Raw genomic sequence first — 21815 nt, 5'->3', positions numbered from 1 at the left:
ATATGCCAGCAAAATCAACCGCCATCGGACTGGTATTGATACTCACCCTCGCAATAGGTACCGCCGATTACAACGCGTTCGCTTCACTGAGCGGTCTGAGCGCGACTGCTCCCATGTCCTTCACAGAGAACGCCGGTCAATGGGAGGATAATATCCTTTTCAGAGCGAGCGCCGGGGCCGCCACGATGTGGTTTGGCCGAGACGGTGCTTATTATCAGTTTAGCCGGGAGCTGACCGACCGGGAATCACCTCTCAGACGTGACCGGCAGGGTCCCTCACCGACCGAGGTCATGCTGGTAAAAGCTGCTTTTGTCGGCGCCCGGGGTAACCCCGAGGTAGTCGGTCAGGGCAAGCTCGATTATCGGTCGAATTATTTCTTGGGTAATGATCCTTCTCGATGGCGGACCAATGTAGCCAACTTCGAGTCGATTGTCTACCGGGGTTTATATCCGGGAATAGACTTGAGGTATTTTGGCAACGGTGAGTATCTGGAGTATGATTTCATTGTATCTGCCGGGGCGGATCCGTCGGTAATCGAGGTTCGTTACGAGGGGGCCGATGGGATATATGTGAACGGTTCGGGAGAGTTGGTGGTGGAGACTGGTTGGGGTACGGTTACGGAGCGTTGTCCGTACGTGTACCAGGAGACATCTACCGGCCGCGTGGAGGTGGTTGGTTCTTACCGTCAGATATCGCCTCTGAGTTTCGGTTTTTCGCTTGATGGGGGTTATGATCGCTCGTTGCCGTTGATTATCGACCCGGTTTTGACTTATAGCACTTACATCGGTGGTACCTCGAGTGAATACTGCCGCGGCGTGCAGATAGACTCCAGTGGCGCTGTCTACCTGGTGGGGTACACCAATTCGGTTGATTTTCCGATTGTCAATCCGGCGCAGGACAAGACCCCGTCCATTCTCGACTGGGATCTGTTCGTCATAAAGATGCGTCCCGAGACGAATGTCATTGAGTTCGCCACTTATCTCGGAGGCAGTGAGCAGGACGACATAAGCCGTCTCACCGTGGACAAAGACGGATGTGCGTATATAGCAGCGCACACGATGTCTGATGACGTCCCCACCGTCAATGCGTTGGATAACACGCTTGGCGGTTGGAGCGATGTATTCGTCGTAAAGTTGAGTCCCCTTGGGAACGAGATCCTGTTCAGTACGTATCTCGGCGGTTCCGATGACGAGGCGAAGGGCATTCCGGCTGTGGATACGGCCGGCCATCTGTATGTTGCGGTGTCGACTTATTCGCGCGATTTTCCGACCGTCAACCCCATTTTCCCGTGGTTTGGAACGGGCCTTAAAGATGTAACGGTATCCAAATTCAGTCTTGATGGCACCGGCCTGATATACTCGACTTATCTCGGCGGCGGCCAGGATGACGAGTGTAACGTCTGTGTAGTCGATCTTCAGGGATGTGTTTATACCGCCGGCAAGACTTACTCGGAAGATTTTCGTCTGGCTAACGCTTATGACTCCACCTTTTGCGGAACGGTGGATGGTTTTGTTACCAAGCTTTCCGCCGATGGCGACGCTCTCGTTTACAGCACGTTCTTCGGAGGCTGTCACACGGACTGGATAACGGGCGCTTTCGTCGATGAGCGCGGTCAGCTTTCCGTAGTGGGAGGCACGGCCTCGCCCGACCTGCCCATAGTAAATGGATTTCAGCCTTATCACATGGGTGGCGCTTTCATCGGGGCCGATGCGTTTGCCGCCCGGTTTTCAGCGTCGGGTACCAACCTTCTTCTCAGCACATTCTACGGCGGCTCCGATGATGACTACGGAGAGGCCATCTGGACAGACCGCTACGGCAACATGTTTCTGACCGGATACACCTATTCGCTCGATTTCCCGATGGTTGATCCATTGGATGATTTCATGAACGCGGACACCGCGGACGCTTTCATCGGAAAGATAGACGCGCTGGGCAACGAGTTGGGGTTCAGTTCATATCTTGGCGGCCACAGGGCGGAAGGAGGCTGGTCGGTTGTTGTTGACGATTTGCGCCGGGCCTATTTCGCCGGTTACACTGTGTCGGAAGACTTTCCCCTGGCCGACCCGCTCCAGGGTGAACTTCTTGGCAGCCGTGACGCTTATCTGACGGTGATTGACTTCGGGTGCTGCGACGGAAGATCAGGCAATGCCGACTACGACACGCACGATTATATCGATGTTATGGATGTACTTTATTTTGTCAATTGGCTTTACAAACAGGGCAGCGCACCCGAGTGTGAAGAGGAAGCCGACGTAAATGGTGACGGTGAGGTCGATCCACAGGATTTGGTATACCTGATCGAGTATATCTGGAAACTCGGACCTCCTCCGGTGGCCTGTCAATAAAAGTATCGGCTGAGGAAGTCGCCCAGCGTGTTCTGCCGCCGTAAAAGCAAAGCCCCTCGATGATCACAATCGAGGGGCTTAATTTTCCAGTCGGTGTTATGCCGGCAGTCTCAGCGGTCCGGAGTGGGCGCGGGATGCTTGCTCGGTTCGACATCGCCGGACACGTTACCGATAATTTCATCGACTTCGCGGCTGTCGATAATTTCTCTCTCGAGCAGGGCTTTGGCCAAGTTATGCAGGCTGTCAATGTTCTTGGAGACGATTCCCTTGGCTGTCTTCTCGGCTTTATCGATGAAAGCCCGGACTTCGTCGTCAATAACCACAGCGGTTGCTTCCGAGTAGTCCTTGTGTTGCTGGATTTCACGCCCCAAAAAGATATGTTCTTCGGTTTTGCCGAATGTCACCGGTCCGATTTTTGCTGACATACCCCAGTTGCAAACCATCTTGCGAGCCAGTTTGGTGGCTCGTTCGAGATCGTTTCCGGCGCCGGTGTCGAGTTGGTCGAATACCACCAATTCGGCTACCCGTCCACCCATCAGAACAGCGAGCGTCGTCTCGAGATAATCCTTGGAGTGAGTATGGCGCTCGTCAACCGGCAGTGACTGTGTGACACCCAGGGCCATACCGCGCGGGATAATCGTGACTTTGTGAATCGGGTCCGCCTTGGGCAGAAACTTGGCGACCAGAGTGTGCCCTGCCTCGTGATAGGCGATAATCCTTTTTTCTTCGTTACTGATAACGAGCGATTTTCTGGCGGAGCCCATCATGACTTTGTCTTTGGCCTCCTCGAAGTCATCCATCGTAACGGCATCGCGATCCTTGCGCGCGGCCAGCAGCGCCGCTTCGTTGACCATGTTGGCCAGGTCGGCGCCGGACATTCCCGGGGTGCCTCTGGCGAGAATCGGAAGGTCAACATCACCAGCCAGCTTGATTTTTCGCACGTGGACCGAAAGGATACCTTCCCTGCCCTTAACATCGGGCGTAGGTACAACAATCTGGCGGTCGAAGCGGCCGGGTCTTAAGAGGGCCGGATCGAGAACATCGGGACGGTTAGTGGCCGCGATAAGGATCACGCCGTCGTTGGATTCAAAACCATCCATCTCGACCAGCAACTGGTTAAGAGTTTGTTCGCGCTCGTCGTGTCCCCCCCCCAGACCGGCACCGCGATGTCGCCCGACAGCATCGATCTCGTCGATGAAAATGATACACGGGGCGTTCTTTTTGCCCTGGTCGAACAGGTCGCGCACGCGACTGGCGCCGACACCGACGAACATTTCCACGAAATCGGAGCCGGACATCGAGAAGAAGGGCACGCCGGCTTCTCCCGCCACCGCGCGGGCCAGAAGCGTCTTCCCCGTACCGGGCGGCCCCAGAAGCAAAGCGCCTTTGGGTATTTTACCGCCGAGTTTTTGGAATTTACCGGGTTCTTTGAGAAATTCGATGATTTCCTGCAGTTCTTCCTTGGCTTCATCCGCACCGGCAACATCTTTGAAAGTGACTTTCGGATGATCTTCGCTGAGAAGTTTAGCCTTGCTCTTGCCGAACGAGAACAGACCTCTCGGGCCGCCTCCGCCCTGCATCTGCCGGATGAAAAACAGCCAGATTAAGATAAGGATTATCCAGGGTGACGCCTGGAAGATGTAGAAAAGCAGGTTCGGGCTTTCGTCCTTGGCGACAATTTTGACGCCCTTCTGTTGAAGCCGGTTGACCAGCTCATAGTTAAAATCATCGAAAGGAATTCGAGTTTTGAACTTCGTAACCGCATCCGGAGAACTGACAGAAGCGAACCGTTGCGGCTCGCTGAGGGTACCTTCTATTTTCTTCTGCTCGAAGGTAACCTCGGAGATATTTCCCCGGTCGAGTTCGTCTATGAATTCGGAATAAGTTATCTCGGGGGCTTCCTGTTGAGCGCCGCCGAGATAATAGTAGAGCATGATCATGACCAGGATCAAGCCGGCCCAGAAAATCAGTGACCTTCCGGGACCACGCCAATTGGCCGGTTCTTTTGAGTTGTCGTCTTTGCTTCTGCGGGGTTGTCGTCTGTTATCGAAATCAGCCACGTGTCTTTTGCCTCTTAGTTGTTGCTTCCATTATTATACATGCGAAGCCGTTTGGTATTCACCGAAATTTCCCTGAAAGCGCGTTTATTACTTGGTATCAATCACTTTGCCGACAAACGGCAGGTTGCGGTATTTCTGCGTGTTGTCCAAACCGAAACCTATCACGAACTCGTTCCCTATCGAGAAGCCCTTGTAGGCCAGGTTCATCTTGAACCGGTGGCTACCGGGTTTGTCAATTAGTGTAACAACCTCTATCGAAGCCGGTTCCATCTTGCGGACATTATTGAGCAGGGTGGTTACTGTCCGTCCGGAATCAACGACGCCTTCGACTATGAGTACATGGCGGCCCTTGAGCGGAATGTGAGCCGGTCCGCGGAAGACGATATCGTCTTCCTGTTTTCCTCCCTTGCGATACGATGCCGCCGATACAAACTCGATTTCGAGCGGCAACTTGATATGACGCATCAAATCGGCCAGAAACACGATGCAGCCTTTCAGCACACCGAGCAAGACAAGATTCTTGTCCTTGTATGCCGCGGTGATTTCTCTGCCAAGCTCCGCGATTCTGCGGGCTAGGGTCTTCTGGTCCAGAAGCAGTTCAAACGGCTTCAGTTCAAGATTTTGATCGCTTAATGCACTCAATTTTCAGAACCTTTCCGGATGAGCTTTCAATTTTTACCCGGTCGGCAATCTCAAAACCGACCAACCACACTATTCCCTTCTTATCGCACACCACCGGTATCTCATCTCTGAAAACGCGGTGGATTTTTCTGTCTGTCAAATAGTCGCCGACTTTTTTGGTCCCTTTCAGACCGAGGGGTCGGAATTTGTCTCCCGGCCTGACATTTCGCACAACCATCGGCGGCGTGACCTTCTCAAGAGCCAGATAGACCTTATCAGCACGCCTCTTTCGACTCAGCGTGGCCTTGCCGGCATCTAATACCGACATACGGAAATTGAGCCGCAAGGTTGTCAGTTGGCTGGTCTTACCGGGGCTCAAGGCTACATCATAACTATCGGTATGGCGGCGGTAAAGGACAAGCTTATTGTCAGTTGTCACGGCCTGAAATCCATCAGGCAGCGACAGGCTCTTTCCGCGCAGGCGGCAGAAATCATCGAGTCGGTCCACAACAATCCGGTCAAATCCAGATTCGCCGCCGGAAAGCACTGTAAGACAATGCCTTAGCAATCGCCGCCGGAACCATTTATCATAAGTGTTATATGCTCTTAAATCAAGCTCTATTTTGTCGCCCGGTGTGCGGCGAATTAGTCTAGCGGTCCGGCGCTTCACCAAGGCCTGAAGGAAACTCTCCTCTTCGGCGGAGATTTCCGAGAGAGTGAGCAGCGCCTTATCAATTTGGGGATTCAGGTTGTGCCTTATATCAACGAGGAGTTTGTTGCGAATGTAATTTCGATCATACTCGATGCTTCGATTGGATTCATCGAGACAATAGGACTGTTTGTTTTCTTTGAGATAATCGAGTATCTCCTGCTTGGTCAATTCATACAGAGGTCTGATAACCCTGTCGCGTTTCACCGGGATTCCGGCCAAACCGGTTTTGCCGGTGCCTCTGATTATTCTGAAGAGAACGGTTTCCACTCGGTCGTCGGCGTGATGGCCAAGGGCGATTTTATCGATTTTGTTTTCTTTGGCCAGATTTTCGAAGGTAGCGTAGCGGAAATCTCGTCCGGTCTCCTCGACCCCTTTACCCAAATATTTGGCGAGCGCCGGGATGTCTTCGGACACGATAAATAGCTCGATATCGAGTCTGGAGCAAAGCTCCCGGCAGAACCGCTCTTCTTCTTTGGCGGCTTTCTTGCGGATATTGTGATTGATATATATCGCGTATAGCTTGAGTTTCTGTTTCTTGCCCAGTTGATGGAGAATGTGCAGCAGCGCCACTGAGTCCGGGCCGCCGGAGAGGGCCACGAGCACGGAGTCGCCTTCAGCGAGCAGACTGTGTCTGGCGATAGTCTCGATTACTTTGTGTGCGAAGGTCATGCTTTAAGATAGCAACTTGCGGTCGCGCGTCGAGTAAAATCGTTGGTTGGATTGATTTTGTTGGATTTCGCGGTGAGAGGCATAAACAAAGCCCGCCTTCTGTTGTAAGGCGGGCTGCGTAGTCGAATTCAAAGCTGCTGGCAAGGATCTAGTAGACAATCTGAGTCACTGCAAGTATATCCCTATCACAGATAATGCCATCATTGTCCACATCGAGCATTTCCTCAAGGACACATGACGGTCCGGAGTGGTGAAGGTAGTCAATTATAAAGACAATATCTTCTATATTGACTGTACCATCGAGGTTCAGATCTCCCTCTATATATTCTATGTTGACCTCACCGTACAAGTCAACATGCTCTCCGTTGGTAAGATCGAAAGAGACGCTGTAGCCGGCGTGGACATCCTGTTCTATTGGCCGGCAGAAAGTCATGAAGCGCATCAAGAGGACATCTGTTATCAGGCGGTCTTCCTCAATCCACGCCTCTGTATGTGGAGGAATTTTCCCGTTAATTAGCACTGATTCCAGTACTATATCCTTAAGAGCATAATCCGCGCGGCGGACATACACTTTGAGGAGTTTCTCCGGCAGGTTGACCAGAGTGACAGGATCTTCTTCAAGATAGGTAAACGGCTTGCCATCGCGGTCGCGGCGGCGATACGGCGGTTCTTCCTCTTCGTAGCAACCGGCCTCTTCGAGCATGCGTTCCAGCTCTTCAACATCTATGTCGATAACGCCCTGCTCGGCGAGTTCCAAAAGCATAAATAACATCTCACAATCGTCTTCTTCGAAATTCAAATCGCCCGGATAAATCTTTACGTTCACCGTACCATCAAGCACAATATGCTCGCCCGAATTGAGATCAAACTCGACCGTGTAGCGACTGTGGACATCATCTTCGATAGGTCGCCAGGCGCTCAGAAAACGAAATATGAAAACATCCGTGACCATTCGGTCGCCCTCGATGCGGGCTTCGGTATATGGCGGGATTTTCCCCTGTGTTACAACTGTGCTGAGGTCGATATCGTGAATGTCGAAATTGGTGCCACGCACGTAGACCCTGAGGATCCTGTCTGTGAGGTCTTTGAGGACGATCGGGTTCTGTTCAAGGTAGGTTGGCGGGTCGCCGTAGCCTTGTTTCTCGCGGTTGGGTTCGGACTCCTCTGCCTCCGCGACGAGCTGCTTGAGAAGTTCGAGGTCGTCCAGGTTTAGATATCTGTCGCAGTTGACATTTAGGGCTTCTTCCAGCATCGACCCGGGTCCACTGTTGTACAGATAGTCTTCGAAGAAGGCGATATCGTCCCCGTTCACCAGACCATCGAGATTAACGTCTCCCTGAACGTAATCGAGATGCAACTCGCCGTAGAGGGTAATGTGTTCTTCGTTTTTCAGATCGAATGATATGGAATAGGTTCCTTGTATATCCTCGCAAATTGGACGCCAGGCGGCCAGAAAGCGAAAAATGAAAACATCGGTTACGAGTTGGTTGCCTTCGATTCTTGCCGCAGTATAGGGAGGTATTTTCCCCTGAACGAGCACCGTGCTGAGATCGATGTCGCGGACATCGAGGTCTCCCCCGCGCACGTAGACTTTCAGAATCCGGTCCTCAAGGTCGACGAGTCTGATTGGGTCGTCTTCAAGATAGGTCTGAAGGTTCGAATATTTGTGCTGGTGAGTGTTTGGTTCTTCGCGAGTCTGGTATTGCTCACCCTCGCCGAAAACGGAAACGGCAAGGAGCAACCCGAGAGCGGTCAGGATAAGTCTTGGCTTTATTTTCATCATACCCTCCACCGAGATATTTATGGATCGCCGCTGTTTGCCGGGTGAACGGGCGGCGTTTGGATAACCCGAATATACCTAAAATAGACAATATTGTCAACTGTAGTCTTGTATCGGCAATTTGCGCGTCGAGGTTAAAAAAAACCCGCCCATTTCGAGGGCGGGTTTTTTCGAGAGTAATTATACTCGGATAGTCAGAAGACTACTTAGTATACGATTTCCACGATAGCGCGAAGGTCTCTGATATCGTTGTAACCGTCGCGGTTCACATCCAGAGCTTCCGGCAACATCGGTTCGTCGCCGCCCCTGAACATGTAGTCGACCAGGAAAGTGATATCGTTAACATCTTCAATGCCATCGAAATTCAGGTCGCCGGGATAAACCTGGAGGTTCATCTCACCGGAGAGTTCCACGAACGTGCCGTCAAGCATGTTGTAGGCAACCGTGTACTGTGACTGGATATCGGCCGCAATCGGTCTCCAGGCGGCGAGGAAGCGGAAAATAAAGACATCGGTCACGAGGAGGTCGCCCTCGATGCGGGCGGCGGTATACGGCGGAATTTTGCCCTGTACCACCACGGTGTTCAGATCGACGTGCGCGTTATCTTCGCACTCGACGTAGACGCGGAGGACTCTGTCGGCCAGGTCTTTGAGGATGATCGGATCCTGCTCGAGATAGGTAATGACTACCGGACAGCCCTCGGCCACGCTGATCACGAAGCTCTGGACCGCATCGGGCTCGATACCGTTGGCGGCCACAACTGTTACGTCATAGTCACCCAAAACGGTGGGAGTCCAGTTGATTTCGCCGGTAGCTTCATTGATGGTCATGCCATCCGGGAAGACGGTCAGGGTGAAGGTCGCAGCCGGGTAGCCGGTAGCGTTGACATCGTAGTAGTACGGGTCACCCTCGGCGCCCTCGAGAACGGGAGTCGAAGTAATCACCGGGGCGGCGAAAGCCGGGACCACGGCGATGACGAAGCTCTGGGTAGCGGCCGGAGACACACCGTTGGCGGCGCGCACGGTAACACTGAAATCACCAGCGGCAGTCGGAGTCCAGTTAATTTCACCGGTGAACCCGTCGATGGTCATCCCGCCCGGAGCGGTGGTGAGAGTGAAGGTCGGTTCCGGATATCCGGTAGCGTCGACGTCATAGTAATAAGCCTCGCCGACCTGACCATCGGTCACGGGAGTGGTTACGATAGTCGGCGAAACGAGTTCCGGAGTGACGGTAATAACGAAACTCTGGACAGCGTCCGGCACGACACCGTTGGAGGCCACAACTGTTACGTCATAGTCACCGGTGGCGGTGGGAGTCCAGGTAATAGCGCCGGTTTCAGCAACGATCACCATGCCGTCCGGGAAGACCGTCAGGGCATATGTCGGGACCGGGTTGCCGGTAGCGTTGACATCGTAGGTGTATACCGAATTGACCACGCCATTAGGAATCGGAGTGGATGTAATCACGGGGGCCACTGGCGGTTCGGGAACGTGGATGACAAATTCCTGAGTGGGCGCACTGCAGGCGTTGCTGGCCACAACTGTTACGGCGTAGTCGCCGGCGGCGGTAGGTGTGAAAGTAATGACGCCGGTCATCGGGTCAATAGCCATACCTTCCGGGAACACGGTCAGAGAGAATTCCGGAGCCGGGTTACCTGTGGCGTTGACGTCATAGACATACTCCGTGCCGACTTCGCCCTCGGTGATCGGGGTCGAGGTGAACACAGCGGGTTCGCACTCTATGGCCATCGGGAAAGCATACGGGCCGCCCCAGGCAACGTTTTCACCGACGATATCCCATACCCAGCGGCCAGCCGGCGGGTAGAACGACGAGTCGATATAGAGGAAATCGCCGCCGCCGGTCACCGGTCCGAGGTTGATCCAGTACCCAATATCATCAAATCCGGCCGGAAGTCCGGTACCAAACATACCGGCTGCACCACCGAAACCGATGGTGTCAGCGACCGATCCGGTGGAGAATACGTTGATGTACATTCCGAGGTCAAAAAAGCACGGGAAACCGAAGCTCAGATCCCACTTGTAGGCGGGATTCAGCTTACCGCTGAGTGAGCCCCAGTTCAGATCGTTACCGTAGACACGGAAGCCGTTCGATATGACATAATGCGCATTAGCATCGCCTGTCAGGCGCATGTAAACGGTAAGCGTAGCTCCCTGTTCGATCTCACCCGAGGCATTGAGGCCGTCGACATGGTCGATGGTAATCGACTGACCCAAAACAGTGCCGAATGAGAACAGTATCAGACCAACGCTGAGCAAGACTGCTGTTAGTCTCATAGTTACTCCCTCACAAAGTGTTGAAAAGTTGAATGGGTTGTAATTGGTATCTCTCAAACTCTAACTTGCTGCGTTACTCCCGGAGGGCAAGCAAAACAAATGAAGTCCTCTTGAACCTGTTCCCGCTCCCCGGGGTTTTACGCGATGTAACTTAATCAGTAATAGCAGTACGCCAGAGGTGAGGGTTGACGTACTGGGTAAATATAACCACGAGTGAGCGGTTTGTCAACCATTAATCCCCGGCGCGAAGACTGTCGGCAGGAGAATTGTAGCTGACCGGAAAGATAGCCGGTAAAAGAAAGGCCCGCCCCGTTTTGTTCGGGGCGGGCGCTAGACTGCTTTGTCAGACAGCCACTTACGAGGCGCTAGTACACAATATTGATAAGGGCGCGCAGATCCAGCGGATCCAGCTTGCCGTTACCATCGACATCATAAAGCGCTTCGTAGTCTGAGGCACGGCGACCGTTGTTCCAGAGTACGTTGACCAGCAGGTCGATATCCTGGTTGTCCACGATGCCATCGACATTCAGGTCGCCAGGGTTGATTTCGATGTTGATATCGCCACGAAGTTCAACCGGTGTTCCATCCAGAAGCAGGAAGGTCACCAGGTAGGTATCCTGAATGCTGGTCCTATAAGGACGGTAGTGTGCCAACAGACGGTTCGTGTAGAACGGGATATACAAAACGGGTTCGGTATATCCGGTCCAGGAGGTCATGTAAGGCGGATCGTGTTCCGGAACCACCATGCCCATGATCAGTATCGATGATATATCGACCTGCGAGACATCGAATCCGGCCAGAATCACTCCCACAGTCTGATCGATAATATCGGAGTTGATAAAGAGCGGATCGTGCTCGAGGAATGTGACCGGCTGGAACTCGTCGTGAACCGTGATGGTGAAGGCCTGCGTGGCGACACCAAAGTCGTTAGTGGCTTCGATCTCGACATCATAGGTTCCTGTAACATCCGGGGTCCACTCGAGCAGGCCGGTAGCGGCATCGATAGTCATGCCGGCCGGGGCCGTGATCAGGGCAAACGTCGGAGCCGGATAACCATCGGCATCGGCATCGTAGCTGTACAGCGTGTTAACTGTCACACCAGTGACCGGCATCGAAGTAAATGCAGGAGCGATGCCGATAACGGTGATCGTGAACGACTGAACAGCGTCGGGATCGACACCGTTGGAGGCAACGACTATCACGTCGAAGTCACCCAGAGCGTCCGGGGTCCACCCGATCAAGCCGCTGGCGGCATCGATAGTCATGCCGGCCGGAGCGGTTGAGAGAGCGAACGTCGGAGTCGGATAGCCAGTGGCCTCGACATCGTAAGCATACGCGTCAAATATAACGGCGCTGGTCACAGGAGTCGAGGTGATAACCGGAGCCTCGGTAGCCGGGGCCACGGTGAGGTTCCAACTCTGGGTGTCAGAACCGTAGTCGTTGCTGGCCGTGATGGTGATGCTAAAGTCACCGGGCACGGTCGGGACAAATTGCAGGACACCGGTGACCGGGTCTATGTCTCCACCGGACCATGTCGGGGCCGGGTAACCGGTAGCATCAGCATCATAGTAATACAGCTCGCCAACCACCCCTGCGCTGGGCGGAGTCGTCGTGATCACCGGAGCGATACCGACAACTGCGATAGTGAAGCTCTGGACGTCGGTTCCGAAGGCGTTGGAGGCTTCGATAACTACACCGAAATCACCAACATCATCCGGGGTCCAGGCAACCAGACCGGACGCGGCGTCAATGGTCATACCGGCCGGAGCGGTCGTCAGAGCGAACGTCGGAGCCGGGATACCATCGGCATCAGCGTCATAGCTGTAAGCCACGCCGTAGGTACCGGAGGTAACCGGGGTCGAGGTGAAGCTCGGAGCCACACCCGAAACCGTGATCGTGAAGCTCTGAACAGCGTCGGGATCCACACCGTTGCTGGCGACGACGGTTACGTCGTAATCACCAAGAGCTCCGGGTGTCCACGAAATCAAGCCGCTGGCGGCATCAATGGTCATGCCGGCCGGAGCGGTCGTCAGAGCGAACGTCGGGGCCGGATTACCGGTAGCATCGACGTTATAAGAATAAAGTTCATAAATACCAACTGTGGTAACCGGGGTCGAGGTGATAACCGGAGCCTCGGGACCAGCAGCGACCGTGACCGTCCAACCCTGAGTGTCAGAGCCATAGGCGTTGGTAGCCGTAATGGAAAGGATATAGTCGCCGGGTTCTGTCGGCGTAAAGGAAACCTCGCCGGTAACCGGATCGATGTTACCATCACCTGACCAGGTCGGGGCCGGGTAACCGGTAGCATCGGCGTCATAGTAATACAACTCGCCAACCACGCCTGTGGTGGTAGGAGTTGTGGTAATCACCGGAGCAATACCAGCAACAGCTATGCTGAAGCTCTGGACATCGGTTCCGAAAGCGTTGGAAGCTTCGATGACAACACCGAAATCTCCAACATCATCCGGTGTCCAGGCGACCAGGCCAGTCGCAGCGTCGATAGTCATACCGGCCGGAGCGGTCGTCAGAGCGAACGTCGGAGCCGGGATACCATCGGCATCAGCATCATAGCTGTAAGCCACGCCGTAAGTACCGATAGTAATCGGCGTGGAAGTGAATGACGGAGCGGCGCCGAGGACGGAAATCTTGAAGCTTTGGACATCGCTACCAAAAGCGTTGGAAGCCTCAATGACCACGTCGACATCACCGGCAAAGTCGGCTGTCCACTCGATCAAGCCGCTGACGGCATCAATAGTCATGCCGGCCGGAGCGGTTGTCAGAGCAAACGTCGGAGCCGGGATACCATCGGCATCGGCGTCATAGCTGTAAGCAGCGCCGTAGGCCACACTGGTAACCGGGGTCGAAGTAAAGCTCGGGGCAATGCCAACCACGGTAATCGTGAAGCTCTGAACGGCATCGGGTTCCACATCGTTGCTGGCGACGACTGTTACACCGTAATCGCCAACCATGGTGGGTGTCCACGAAATCAAACCGCTGGTGGCATTAATCGTCATGCCGGCCGGAGCGGTCGTCAGAGCGAACGTCGGGGCCGGATTACCGGTAGCTTCCACATCGTAGGTGTAAAGCTGGTTCACGGTAACACCGGTCACCGGCGTTGAAGTAATAAGCGGGGCTTCGGGAGCGTCAACCACGCCGATCGTGAAGCTCTGTACGTCAGAGCCAAAAGCGTTGGCGGCTTCGACTACCACGTCATAGTCGCCAGCTGCGGCGGGAGTCCACCCGATTAGACCCGAAACAGCATCTATGGTCATGCTGGCCGGGGCGGTCGTCAGAGCGAACGTCGGGGCCGGGTAACCGTCGGCATTAGCATCATAAGTGTAGAGTTCACCGACAACGCCACCGAGAGGAGCCGTCGAGGTGAAGCTCGGAGCAATACCAGTAACCGTGATGGTAAAGCTCTGGACGTCGGTACCAAACGCGTTAGCAGCTTCGATTACAACCGCGAAGTCACCAACATCATCCGGGGTCCAGCTTACCAGACCGGACGCGGCGTCAACGGTCATACCAGCCGGGGCGGTCGTCAGAGCGAACGTCGGGGCCGGATAACCATCAGCATTGGCATCGTAGCTGTAAGCAACACCATAGGTACCAGTCAGGACCGGGGTCGAGGTGAAGCTTGGAGTGATACCAGCCACCGCAATCGTGAAGTTCTGAACATCGGAGCCGTAACCGTTGGAGGCTTCTACGACTACCAGAACGTCGCCGATAAGGTCCGGGGTCCAAGAGATCAGGCCACTGGCAGCGTCAATGGTCATGCCGGCCGGGGCGGTCGTCAGAGCGAACGTCGGGGCCGGATAGCCATCAGCGTCTACATCACAAGTGTAAGGCACACCGTATTGGGCATTCTCACACGGTAACGAGGTGATGCTCGGAGCAATACCGCCAACCGTGATGGTGAAGGTCTGGGCATCGGAGCCATAAGCGTTGGAAGCTTCGAGGACAACCGCGACATCACCAACGACGTCCGGAGTCCAGCTTACCAGGCCGGAAGCGGCGTCAATGGTCATGCCGGCCGGGGCGGTCGTCAGAGCAAACGTCGGGGCCGGGTAACCAGAGGCGTCGGCATCATAGCTGTAAGCCACACCGTAAGTACCGGTAGTAACCGGAGTCGAGGTGAAGGCCGGAGCGATACCGGCCACGGAGATACTGAAGCTCTGGACAGCAGTACCGGCTACGTTCGAGGCTTCTACGACTACCGGAACATCACCGACAACATCGGGTGTCCAGGAAATCAGACCGGTCGTGCCGTTAATGATCATTCCTGCCGGGGCAGTCGTCAGAGCGAACGTCGGGGCCGGGTAACCACTCACGTTAGCATCATAGCTGTAAGCCACACCGTAAGTACCGGTAGTAACCGGAGTCGAGGTGAAGGCCGGAACGATACCAGCCACAGCGATAGTGAAGGCCTGTGTATCAGTACCTTCGGTGTTCGAGGCCTCTACTACGACATCGATGTCACCGACAACATCCGGAGTCCAGGAAATGACGCCGGTGGCAGCATCAATGGTCATGCCTGCCGGAGCCGTTGTCAAAGCGAACGTCGGAGCCGGGTCGCCGGTAGCCTCAACATCATAGGTGTAGGCTGCACCGTACGTGGCTGAGGTAACCGGCGTTGAAGTTATCACCGGGGCTTCGCCTATGGGTTCATCACTGTGAATCGGGAAGGTGTGCGGGCCATCCCAGGCGACATTCTCGGCCACGGTGGCCCAGACCCAGCGACCGGCCGGCGGGTACCAGGCTGAGTCGAGTACGATGGTTTTACCGGCGTGGGCGATATCAACCGCGCCCATGGTAATCCAGTACCCGACGGCATCGAAGTTGGCCGGAAGGCCGGTGCCGTACATGCCCGCGGCGCCGCCAAAGCCGATGGTGTCAGAGACTAATCCATTGGAGAAGACGTTAACGTACATTCCCAGGTCGAAGTAAGGCGGAAACATTACAAACGGATCCATATCCCATGGATAAATTGGATTGAGTGTTCCCACCAGTGGGCTCCAGGTAGCACCGTCTGGAGAATACACCCGATATCCGTTGCTGATAACCGACTGGGCCAATGGCCCGTTGGTCAAGCGGATATAGAATGTAACTACTTCACCGGGGATAATCTCGCCGCTGGCGTTAAGTCCATCGACATGATCAAGCGAAATTGCCTGACCAAGTATGGTACCGGGCAACACCAGGACTAGGGCAACGATGAGTGTGAGGGCAAATGCTCTCATTGTTACTCCCTGTGTTTTAAAGTTGTGAGGTTATTAGGTTGTATTGATAAATATGCTCATTATACGATATGCTGCGCCAAACCAAGTTCCCTATTGATATAGAGAACCAACCCCTGTAAAACCCCTCTTGAACCCCCGAACGAAAAAATGATTCGTGAGGGTATCTAAACTGAAGTAATGGTTTAAAGTACATTTAAAATATAAACATAATTGACTCATTAGTCAACTCTAATTCAAGGTCGATAGTGGTCTTTCCTGTTTTTTGGGGTAGCACCATTGCGCATACGCGACTCATTGTATCTCGTTTCATTATCGGTGGCAAAAAAATAAAGCCCGCCCCCTTTTGGAGGGCGGGCTTTTTACTGCCTTGAGGGGCAGCTATTTAGGAATCGCTAATAGACCAGCTTTATCAGAACGCGCAGGTCTATCGGATCAACCTTGCCGTTTCCGTCAATATCGGCCAACTCTTCGTAGGTCGGATATTTACCGTGATTCCACAGCAGGTCGACCATGAACGATATATCGTCGTTATTGACTATCCCGTCAAGAGTGAGGTCACCGGGTACAATCTCGATGTTCACATCGCCGACGAGTTCGACCGGAGTACCGTCGAGCAGCGTGAAGCTGACGACATAAGTATCCTGAACAGTGGTCTTAATAGGTCTCCAGTTGGACATGAATCTCATGACTCCAACCGGTATCTTCAAGACCGGCAGCGGATACTCGGCATACACCGTGTCATACGGGGTATCCTTCGGAGGTACCTCGTAGTTGACGAGTATCGAGCTAACGTCGACAGTGCTAACGTCGAATCCAGCAAGCATCACGCCAAGGATCTTATCCTGCACATCCTTAAGATAGATGGGATCCTGATCCAGGAAGGTGACGGGCTGGAATTGACTGAATACCGTGATCGTGAATTCCTGAGTCGCAGTGCCATAGTCGTTGATAGCTTCTATGGTAACGTCAAAGGATCCGGTTTCGGTCGGTGTCCACTCAATCAGGCCGGTCGCCGCGTCGATCGTCATTCCCGCCGGGCCATAAGCCAGCGCGAATGTTGGCTCCGGATAACCATCGGCATCAGCATCGTACGAGTACAGCTCGTCCACCGTACCTTCTACCACAGGAGTAGAGGTGAAGGTGGGAGCGATACCCGAAACGGTTATGGTGAAGCTCTGGACAGCGTCGGGTTCAACACCGTTGCCGGCCACAACTGTCACCGCAAAGTCGCCGAGAGCATCCGCGGTCCACGAAATGAGACCGGTCGCGGCGTCAATGGTCATGCCGAGCGGAGCCGTGGTCAGAGCAAACGTCGGCGTCGGGTAACCAGTGGCTTCAACATCGTACGCGTACGAGTCAAAGATAACCGCGCTGGTCACAGGAGTCGAAGTGATGACCGGAGCTTCCGGAGCGGCCTCAACCACTATGGTGAAGCTCTGGGCGTCTGAGCCCGCGGAGTTGCTCGCTACGACAACCACATCGTAGCTGCCGGCAGCGGCAGGAGTCCACGAAATCAGACCCGAGATAGCGTCGATGGTCATGCCGGCTGGCGACGTCGTCAGAGCGAACGTAGCCTCGGGATAGCCATCAGCGTCTACATCGTATGCATAGAGTTCACCGGCAACACCGGTAAGAATCGGTGTCGACGAAATGACCGGAACAGTACCACCAACGGTGATGGTAAAGCTCTGGACAGCAGTGCCGTAGGCGTTGGAAGCTTCGATTGTAACATCAAAGTCACCAACGTCAGCAGGCGTCCAGGTTACCACGCCGGCAGCGTCGATGGTCATGCCAGCCGGGGCGGCCGTCAGAGCGAGCGTCGGGGCCGGGTAACCATCAGCGTCGGCATCGTAAGTGTAAGCAACACCAAAGGTGCCGGTCAGAACCGGCGACGAGGTGAAGCTCGGAGCGATACCGGCAACGGCTATCGTGAAGCTCTGGACATCGGTGCCATAGGCGTTGGAAGCTTCGATTGTAACGGCGAAGTCACCAACATCGTCCGGGGTCCAGCTTACCAGACCGATAGCATCAATGGTCATGCCAGCCGGGGCGGTCGCCAGAGCGAACGTCGGGGTCGGATAACCATCAGCGTCGGCATCGTAAGTGTAGAGCACACCATAAGTACCGGCAGTAACCGGCGTCGATGTAAAGCTCGGGGCTATACCAACGACCGTGATGGTGAAGCTCTGGACAGCAGTACCGGAAGAGTTAGCGGCTTCGATGACGACGTCGAAATCACCAGCATCATCCGGGGTCCAGGAAATCAGACCTGACACGGCGTCAATGGTCATGCCGGCCGGAGCGGTCGAGAGAGCGAAGGTCGGAGCCGGATAACCAGAGGCATCGGCATCATAAGTGTAGAGTACACCGTAGGTGCCGCTCGTGATCGGAGTGGACGTAAAGCTCGGAGCGATACCACCAACCGTGATGGTGAAGCTCTGAGTGGCGGTTCCGGCGGAGTTAGTGGCTTCAATTATGACATCAAAGTCACCAGCATCATCCGGAGTCCAGCTTACCAGACCACTGATAGCGTCGATAGTCATGCCAGCCGGGGCGGTCGCCAGAGCGAACGTCGGAACCGGATAACCATCGGCGTCGGCGTCATAGCTGTAAGCTACACCATAGTCACCAGTCAGAACCGGCGAGGAGGTAAAGCTCGGAGCGATACCGGCAACCGCTATCGTGAAGCTCTGGACATCGGTGCCGTAAGCGTTGGAAGCTTCGATTGTAACACCAAAGTCACCAACATCATCAGGCGTCCAGCTTACCAGACCACTGATAGCGTCGATAGCCATGCCGGCCGGGGCGGTCGTCAAAGCGAACGTCGGAGCCGGGATACCATCAGCATCAGCATCGTAGCTGTAAGCTATACCATAAGTACCTGTCAAAACAGGTGTCGAAGTGAACGCAGGAGCAATACCCAGCACAGTGATCGTGAAGCTCTGAACAGCATCAGGATCGACACCGTTGCTGGCTACCACGGTAACATCAAAGTCACCAACGGTGCCTGGGGTCCACTCGATAAGTCCGGTCGTAGCGTTGATTGTCATACCGGCCGGAGCAACGCTCAAAGCGAACGTCGGACCCGGGTTACCGGTAGCTTCCACATCATAGCTGTAAAGCTGGTTGACAACAACACTGGTCGACGGAGTCGAAGTTATTACAGGAGCCTCTGGGCCAGCAACCACGTTGATGGTGAAGCTCTGAACATCGCTGCCAAAGGCGTTGGAAGCCTCGATAACGACATCATAAAGACCTTCAGCATCAGGCGTCCAGCTGATCAGACCACTCACCGCATCGATTGTCATACCGAGAGGTGAAGTCGTCAGAGCGAACGTCGGGGCCGGATATCCATCGGCATTAGCATCATAAGTGTAAAGCTCACCAACGACGCCACCGAGAGGAGCCGTCGAGGTGAAGCTCGGAGCAATACCAGCCACGGCGATGGTAAAGCTCTGGACAGCAGTACCGTAAGCGTTGGAAGCTTCGATGGTAACACCAAAGTCACCAACATCATCCGGAGTCCAGCTTACCAGACCGTTAGCATCAATAGTCATACCAGCCGGGGCGGTCGTCAGAGCGAACGTCGGAGCCGGATAACCAGCAGCGTCGGCATCGTAAGTGTAGAGCACGCCATAGTCACCGGTCAGAACCGGCGAAGAGGTGAAGCTCGGAGCAATACCGGCCACCGCTATCGTGAAGCTCTGGACAGCAGTACCGGCAACGTTGGAAGCTTCGATTGTAACACCGAAATCACCAACATCATCCGGGGTCCAGCTTACCAGACCGTTGGCATCAATGGTCATGCCAGCCGGGGCGGTCGTCAGAGCGAACGTCGGCGCCGGGTAACCATCAGCGTCGGCATCGTAGCTGTAAGCTACACCATAAGTACCGGAAGTAATCGGCGTCGAGGTGAAGCTCGGAGCAATACCGGCAACGGCTATCGTGAAGCTCTGGACAGCAGTACCGGCAACGTTGGAAGCTTCGATTGTAACATCAAAGTCGCCAACATCATCCGGAGTCCAGCTTACCAGACCAGCGCCATCAATGGTCATACCAGCCGGGGCGGTCGTCAAAGCGAACGTCGGAGCCGGGTAACCATCAGCATCGGCGTCATAGCTGTAAGCTACACCATAGTCACCAGTCAGAACCGGCGTCGAGGTGAAGCTCGGAGCAATGCCACCAACCGCGATGGTGAAACTCTGGACAGCCGTGCCGAAGTCGTTAGTGGCTTCGATGATGACATCGAAATCACCAACATCGCCCGGGATCCAGCTTACCAGACCGCTGATAGCGTCAATGGTCATACCGGCCGGAGCGGTCGCCAAAGCGAATGTCGGGACCGGGTAACCACTGGCATTAGCGTCATAGCTGTACGCCACGCCGTACGTACCGGTCAGAACCGGTGTCGACGTGAAGACCGGACCGATACCGCCAACGGTGACGGTGAAGCTCTGGACATCGGTACCAAACGCGTTGGCAGCTTCGATTACTACGGCGAAGTCACCAACATCGTCAGGCGTCCAGCTTACCAGACCGCTGATAGCGTCAATGGTCATGCCAGCCGGGAACGTCGTCAGAGCGAACGTCGGCGCCGGGTAACCATCAGCATCGGCATCGTATGTATAGAGTACTTCAAAGCCGGCATTCGTGATCGGCGTTGAAGTAAAGGTCGGAGCAATACCAGCCACGGCAATGGTGAAGCTCTGGACAGCAGTACCGGCAACGTTGGAAGCTTCGATTGTAACACCGAAATCACCAACATCATCCGGGGTCCAGCTTACCAGACCGTTGGCATCAATGGTCATGCCAGCCGGGGCGGTCGTCAGAGCGAACGTCGGAGCCGGGTAACCATCAGCGTCGGCATCGTAGCTGTAAGCTACACCATAAGTACCGGAAGTGATCGGCGTCGAGGTGAAGCTCGGAGCAATACCGGCAACCGCTATCGTGAAGCTCTGGACAGCAGTACCGGCAACGTTGGAAGCCTCGATAGTAACACCGAAGTCGCCAACATCGTCCGGGGTCCAGCTTACCAGACCGCTGATAGCGTCAATGGTCATGCCGGCCGGGGCGGTCGTCAGAGCGAACGTCGGAGCCGGGTAACCAGCAGCGTCGGCGTCATAGCTGTAAGCCACACCATAGGTACCAGTCAGGACCGGCGTCGAGGTAAAGCTCGGGGCAATGCCGGCAACCGCTATGCTGAAGCTCTGGACAGCGGTACCGGCGACGTTGGAGGCTTCGATTGTGACATCGAAATCACCAACATCATCCGGAGTCCAGCTCACCAGACCACTGATAGCGTCAATGGTCATACCGGCCGGAGCAGTCGCCAAAGCGAATGTCGGGGCCGGGATGCCATCGGCATCGGCATCATAGCTATAAGCTACGCCATAGGTGCCGGTGGTAATGGGAGTCGACGTAAACGTCGGGGCAATACCCAGAACGGTGATCGTGAAGCTCTGAACAGCATCAGGAGCAACGCCGTTGGTAGCGACGACGGTTACATCGTAATCGCCAACGACGGTCGGCGTCCACTGAATAAGTCCGGTAGTGGCATTGATAGTCATGCCGGCCGGAGCCACAGTGAGAGCAAACGTCGGGGCGGGATTACCACTGGCCTGTACGTCATATGAATAAAGTTGGTTGACAGTTACGCTGGTAACCGGCGTAGAAGTGATAATCGGAGCGATGTCACCTTCTACCACATTAATACTGAAGCTCTGGACATCCGTACCGGCGACGTTGCTGGCTTCGACCACAACGGCGAAGTCACCAAGGTCAGCGGGAGTCCACGAGATCAAACCGGAAACAGCGTCAATGGTCATGCCACCCGGCGCGGTCGCCAAAGCGAACGTCGGGGCCGGGTAACCACTGGCGTCAACATCATAAGTATAGAGTTCATTCCTAACACCGTTTTCGTTCGGTGTCGAAGTAATGATCGGAGCGATGCCAGCTACAGCAATAGTAAAGCTCTGGACATCGGTACCAAACGCGTTGGAAGCTTCGATTGTAACACCAAAGTCACCAACATCGTTCGGGGTCCAGCTTACCAGGCCGTTGGCATCAATGGTCATACCAGCCGGGAACGTCGTCA

General features: G+C 54.7%; 8 protein-coding genes. 1 reads left to right on the top strand and 7 read right to left on the bottom strand.

What is annotated here, in order from left to right; genetic code table 11:
* Nucleotides 1–2: 2 nt before the first annotated feature.
* Nucleotides 3–2345, top strand: a complete 2343-nt coding sequence (locus tag AB1483_12695) for an SBBP repeat-containing protein (GenBank protein ID MEW6413307.1) — start codon at nt 3–5, stop codon at nt 2343–2345.
* Nucleotides 2346–2455: 110 nt separating this feature from the next.
* Here AB1483_12695 and ftsH read toward each other — a convergent pair whose 3' ends face one another.
* The 7 genes from ftsH to AB1483_12660 form a co-directional block, all read right to left on the bottom strand.
* Complete coding sequence (ftsH, locus tag AB1483_12690) at nt 2456–4405, bottom strand: ATP-dependent zinc metalloprotease FtsH (protein ID MEW6413306.1); 1950 nt, start codon at nt 4403–4405, stop codon at nt 2456–2458.
* 87 nt (nt 4406–4492) lie between these two features.
* Nucleotides 4493–5047 (bottom strand): hypoxanthine phosphoribosyltransferase, encoded by a 555-nt coding sequence (gene hpt / locus AB1483_12685; GenBank protein ID MEW6413305.1) that lies wholly within the window; start codon nt 5045–5047, stop codon nt 4493–4495.
* Entirely contained in the window at nt 5019–6407 is a 1389-nt protein-coding gene (gene tilS, locus AB1483_12680; protein MEW6413304.1) for a tRNA lysidine(34) synthetase TilS, read from the bottom strand. The genes hpt and tilS overlap by 29 nt, the downstream gene beginning before the upstream one ends.
* 148 nt (nt 6408–6555) lie before the next feature.
* Nucleotides 6556–8190 carry a dockerin type I domain-containing protein gene (locus AB1483_12675; protein ID MEW6413303.1) on the bottom strand — a complete coding sequence of 545 codons (1635 nt, stop codon included), beginning with the start codon at nt 8188–8190 and terminating at the stop codon, nt 6556–6558.
* A gap of 203 nt (nt 8191–8393) precedes the next feature.
* Entirely contained in the window at nt 8394–10481 is a 2088-nt protein-coding gene (locus AB1483_12670) for a putative Ig domain-containing protein (GenBank protein MEW6413302.1), read from the bottom strand.
* A 365-nt stretch (nt 10482–10846) separates the two neighbouring features.
* Complete coding sequence (locus AB1483_12665; GenBank protein ID MEW6413301.1) at nt 10847–15721, bottom strand: putative Ig domain-containing protein; 4875 nt, start codon at nt 15719–15721, stop codon at nt 10847–10849.
* Nucleotides 15722–16113: 392 nt separating this feature from the next.
* Nucleotides 16114–21815 (bottom strand): putative Ig domain-containing protein (locus tag AB1483_12660; protein ID MEW6413300.1); only part of this gene is annotated, 5702 nt, incomplete at its 5' end.

This window comes from Candidatus Zixiibacteriota bacterium, assembly GCA_040756055.1.
Classification (GTDB): Bacteria; Zixibacteria; MSB-5A5; order GN15; family FEB-12.
The sequence above is the reverse complement of the archived record's forward strand: the minus strand, read 5'-3'. Positions and strand labels throughout refer to the sequence as shown.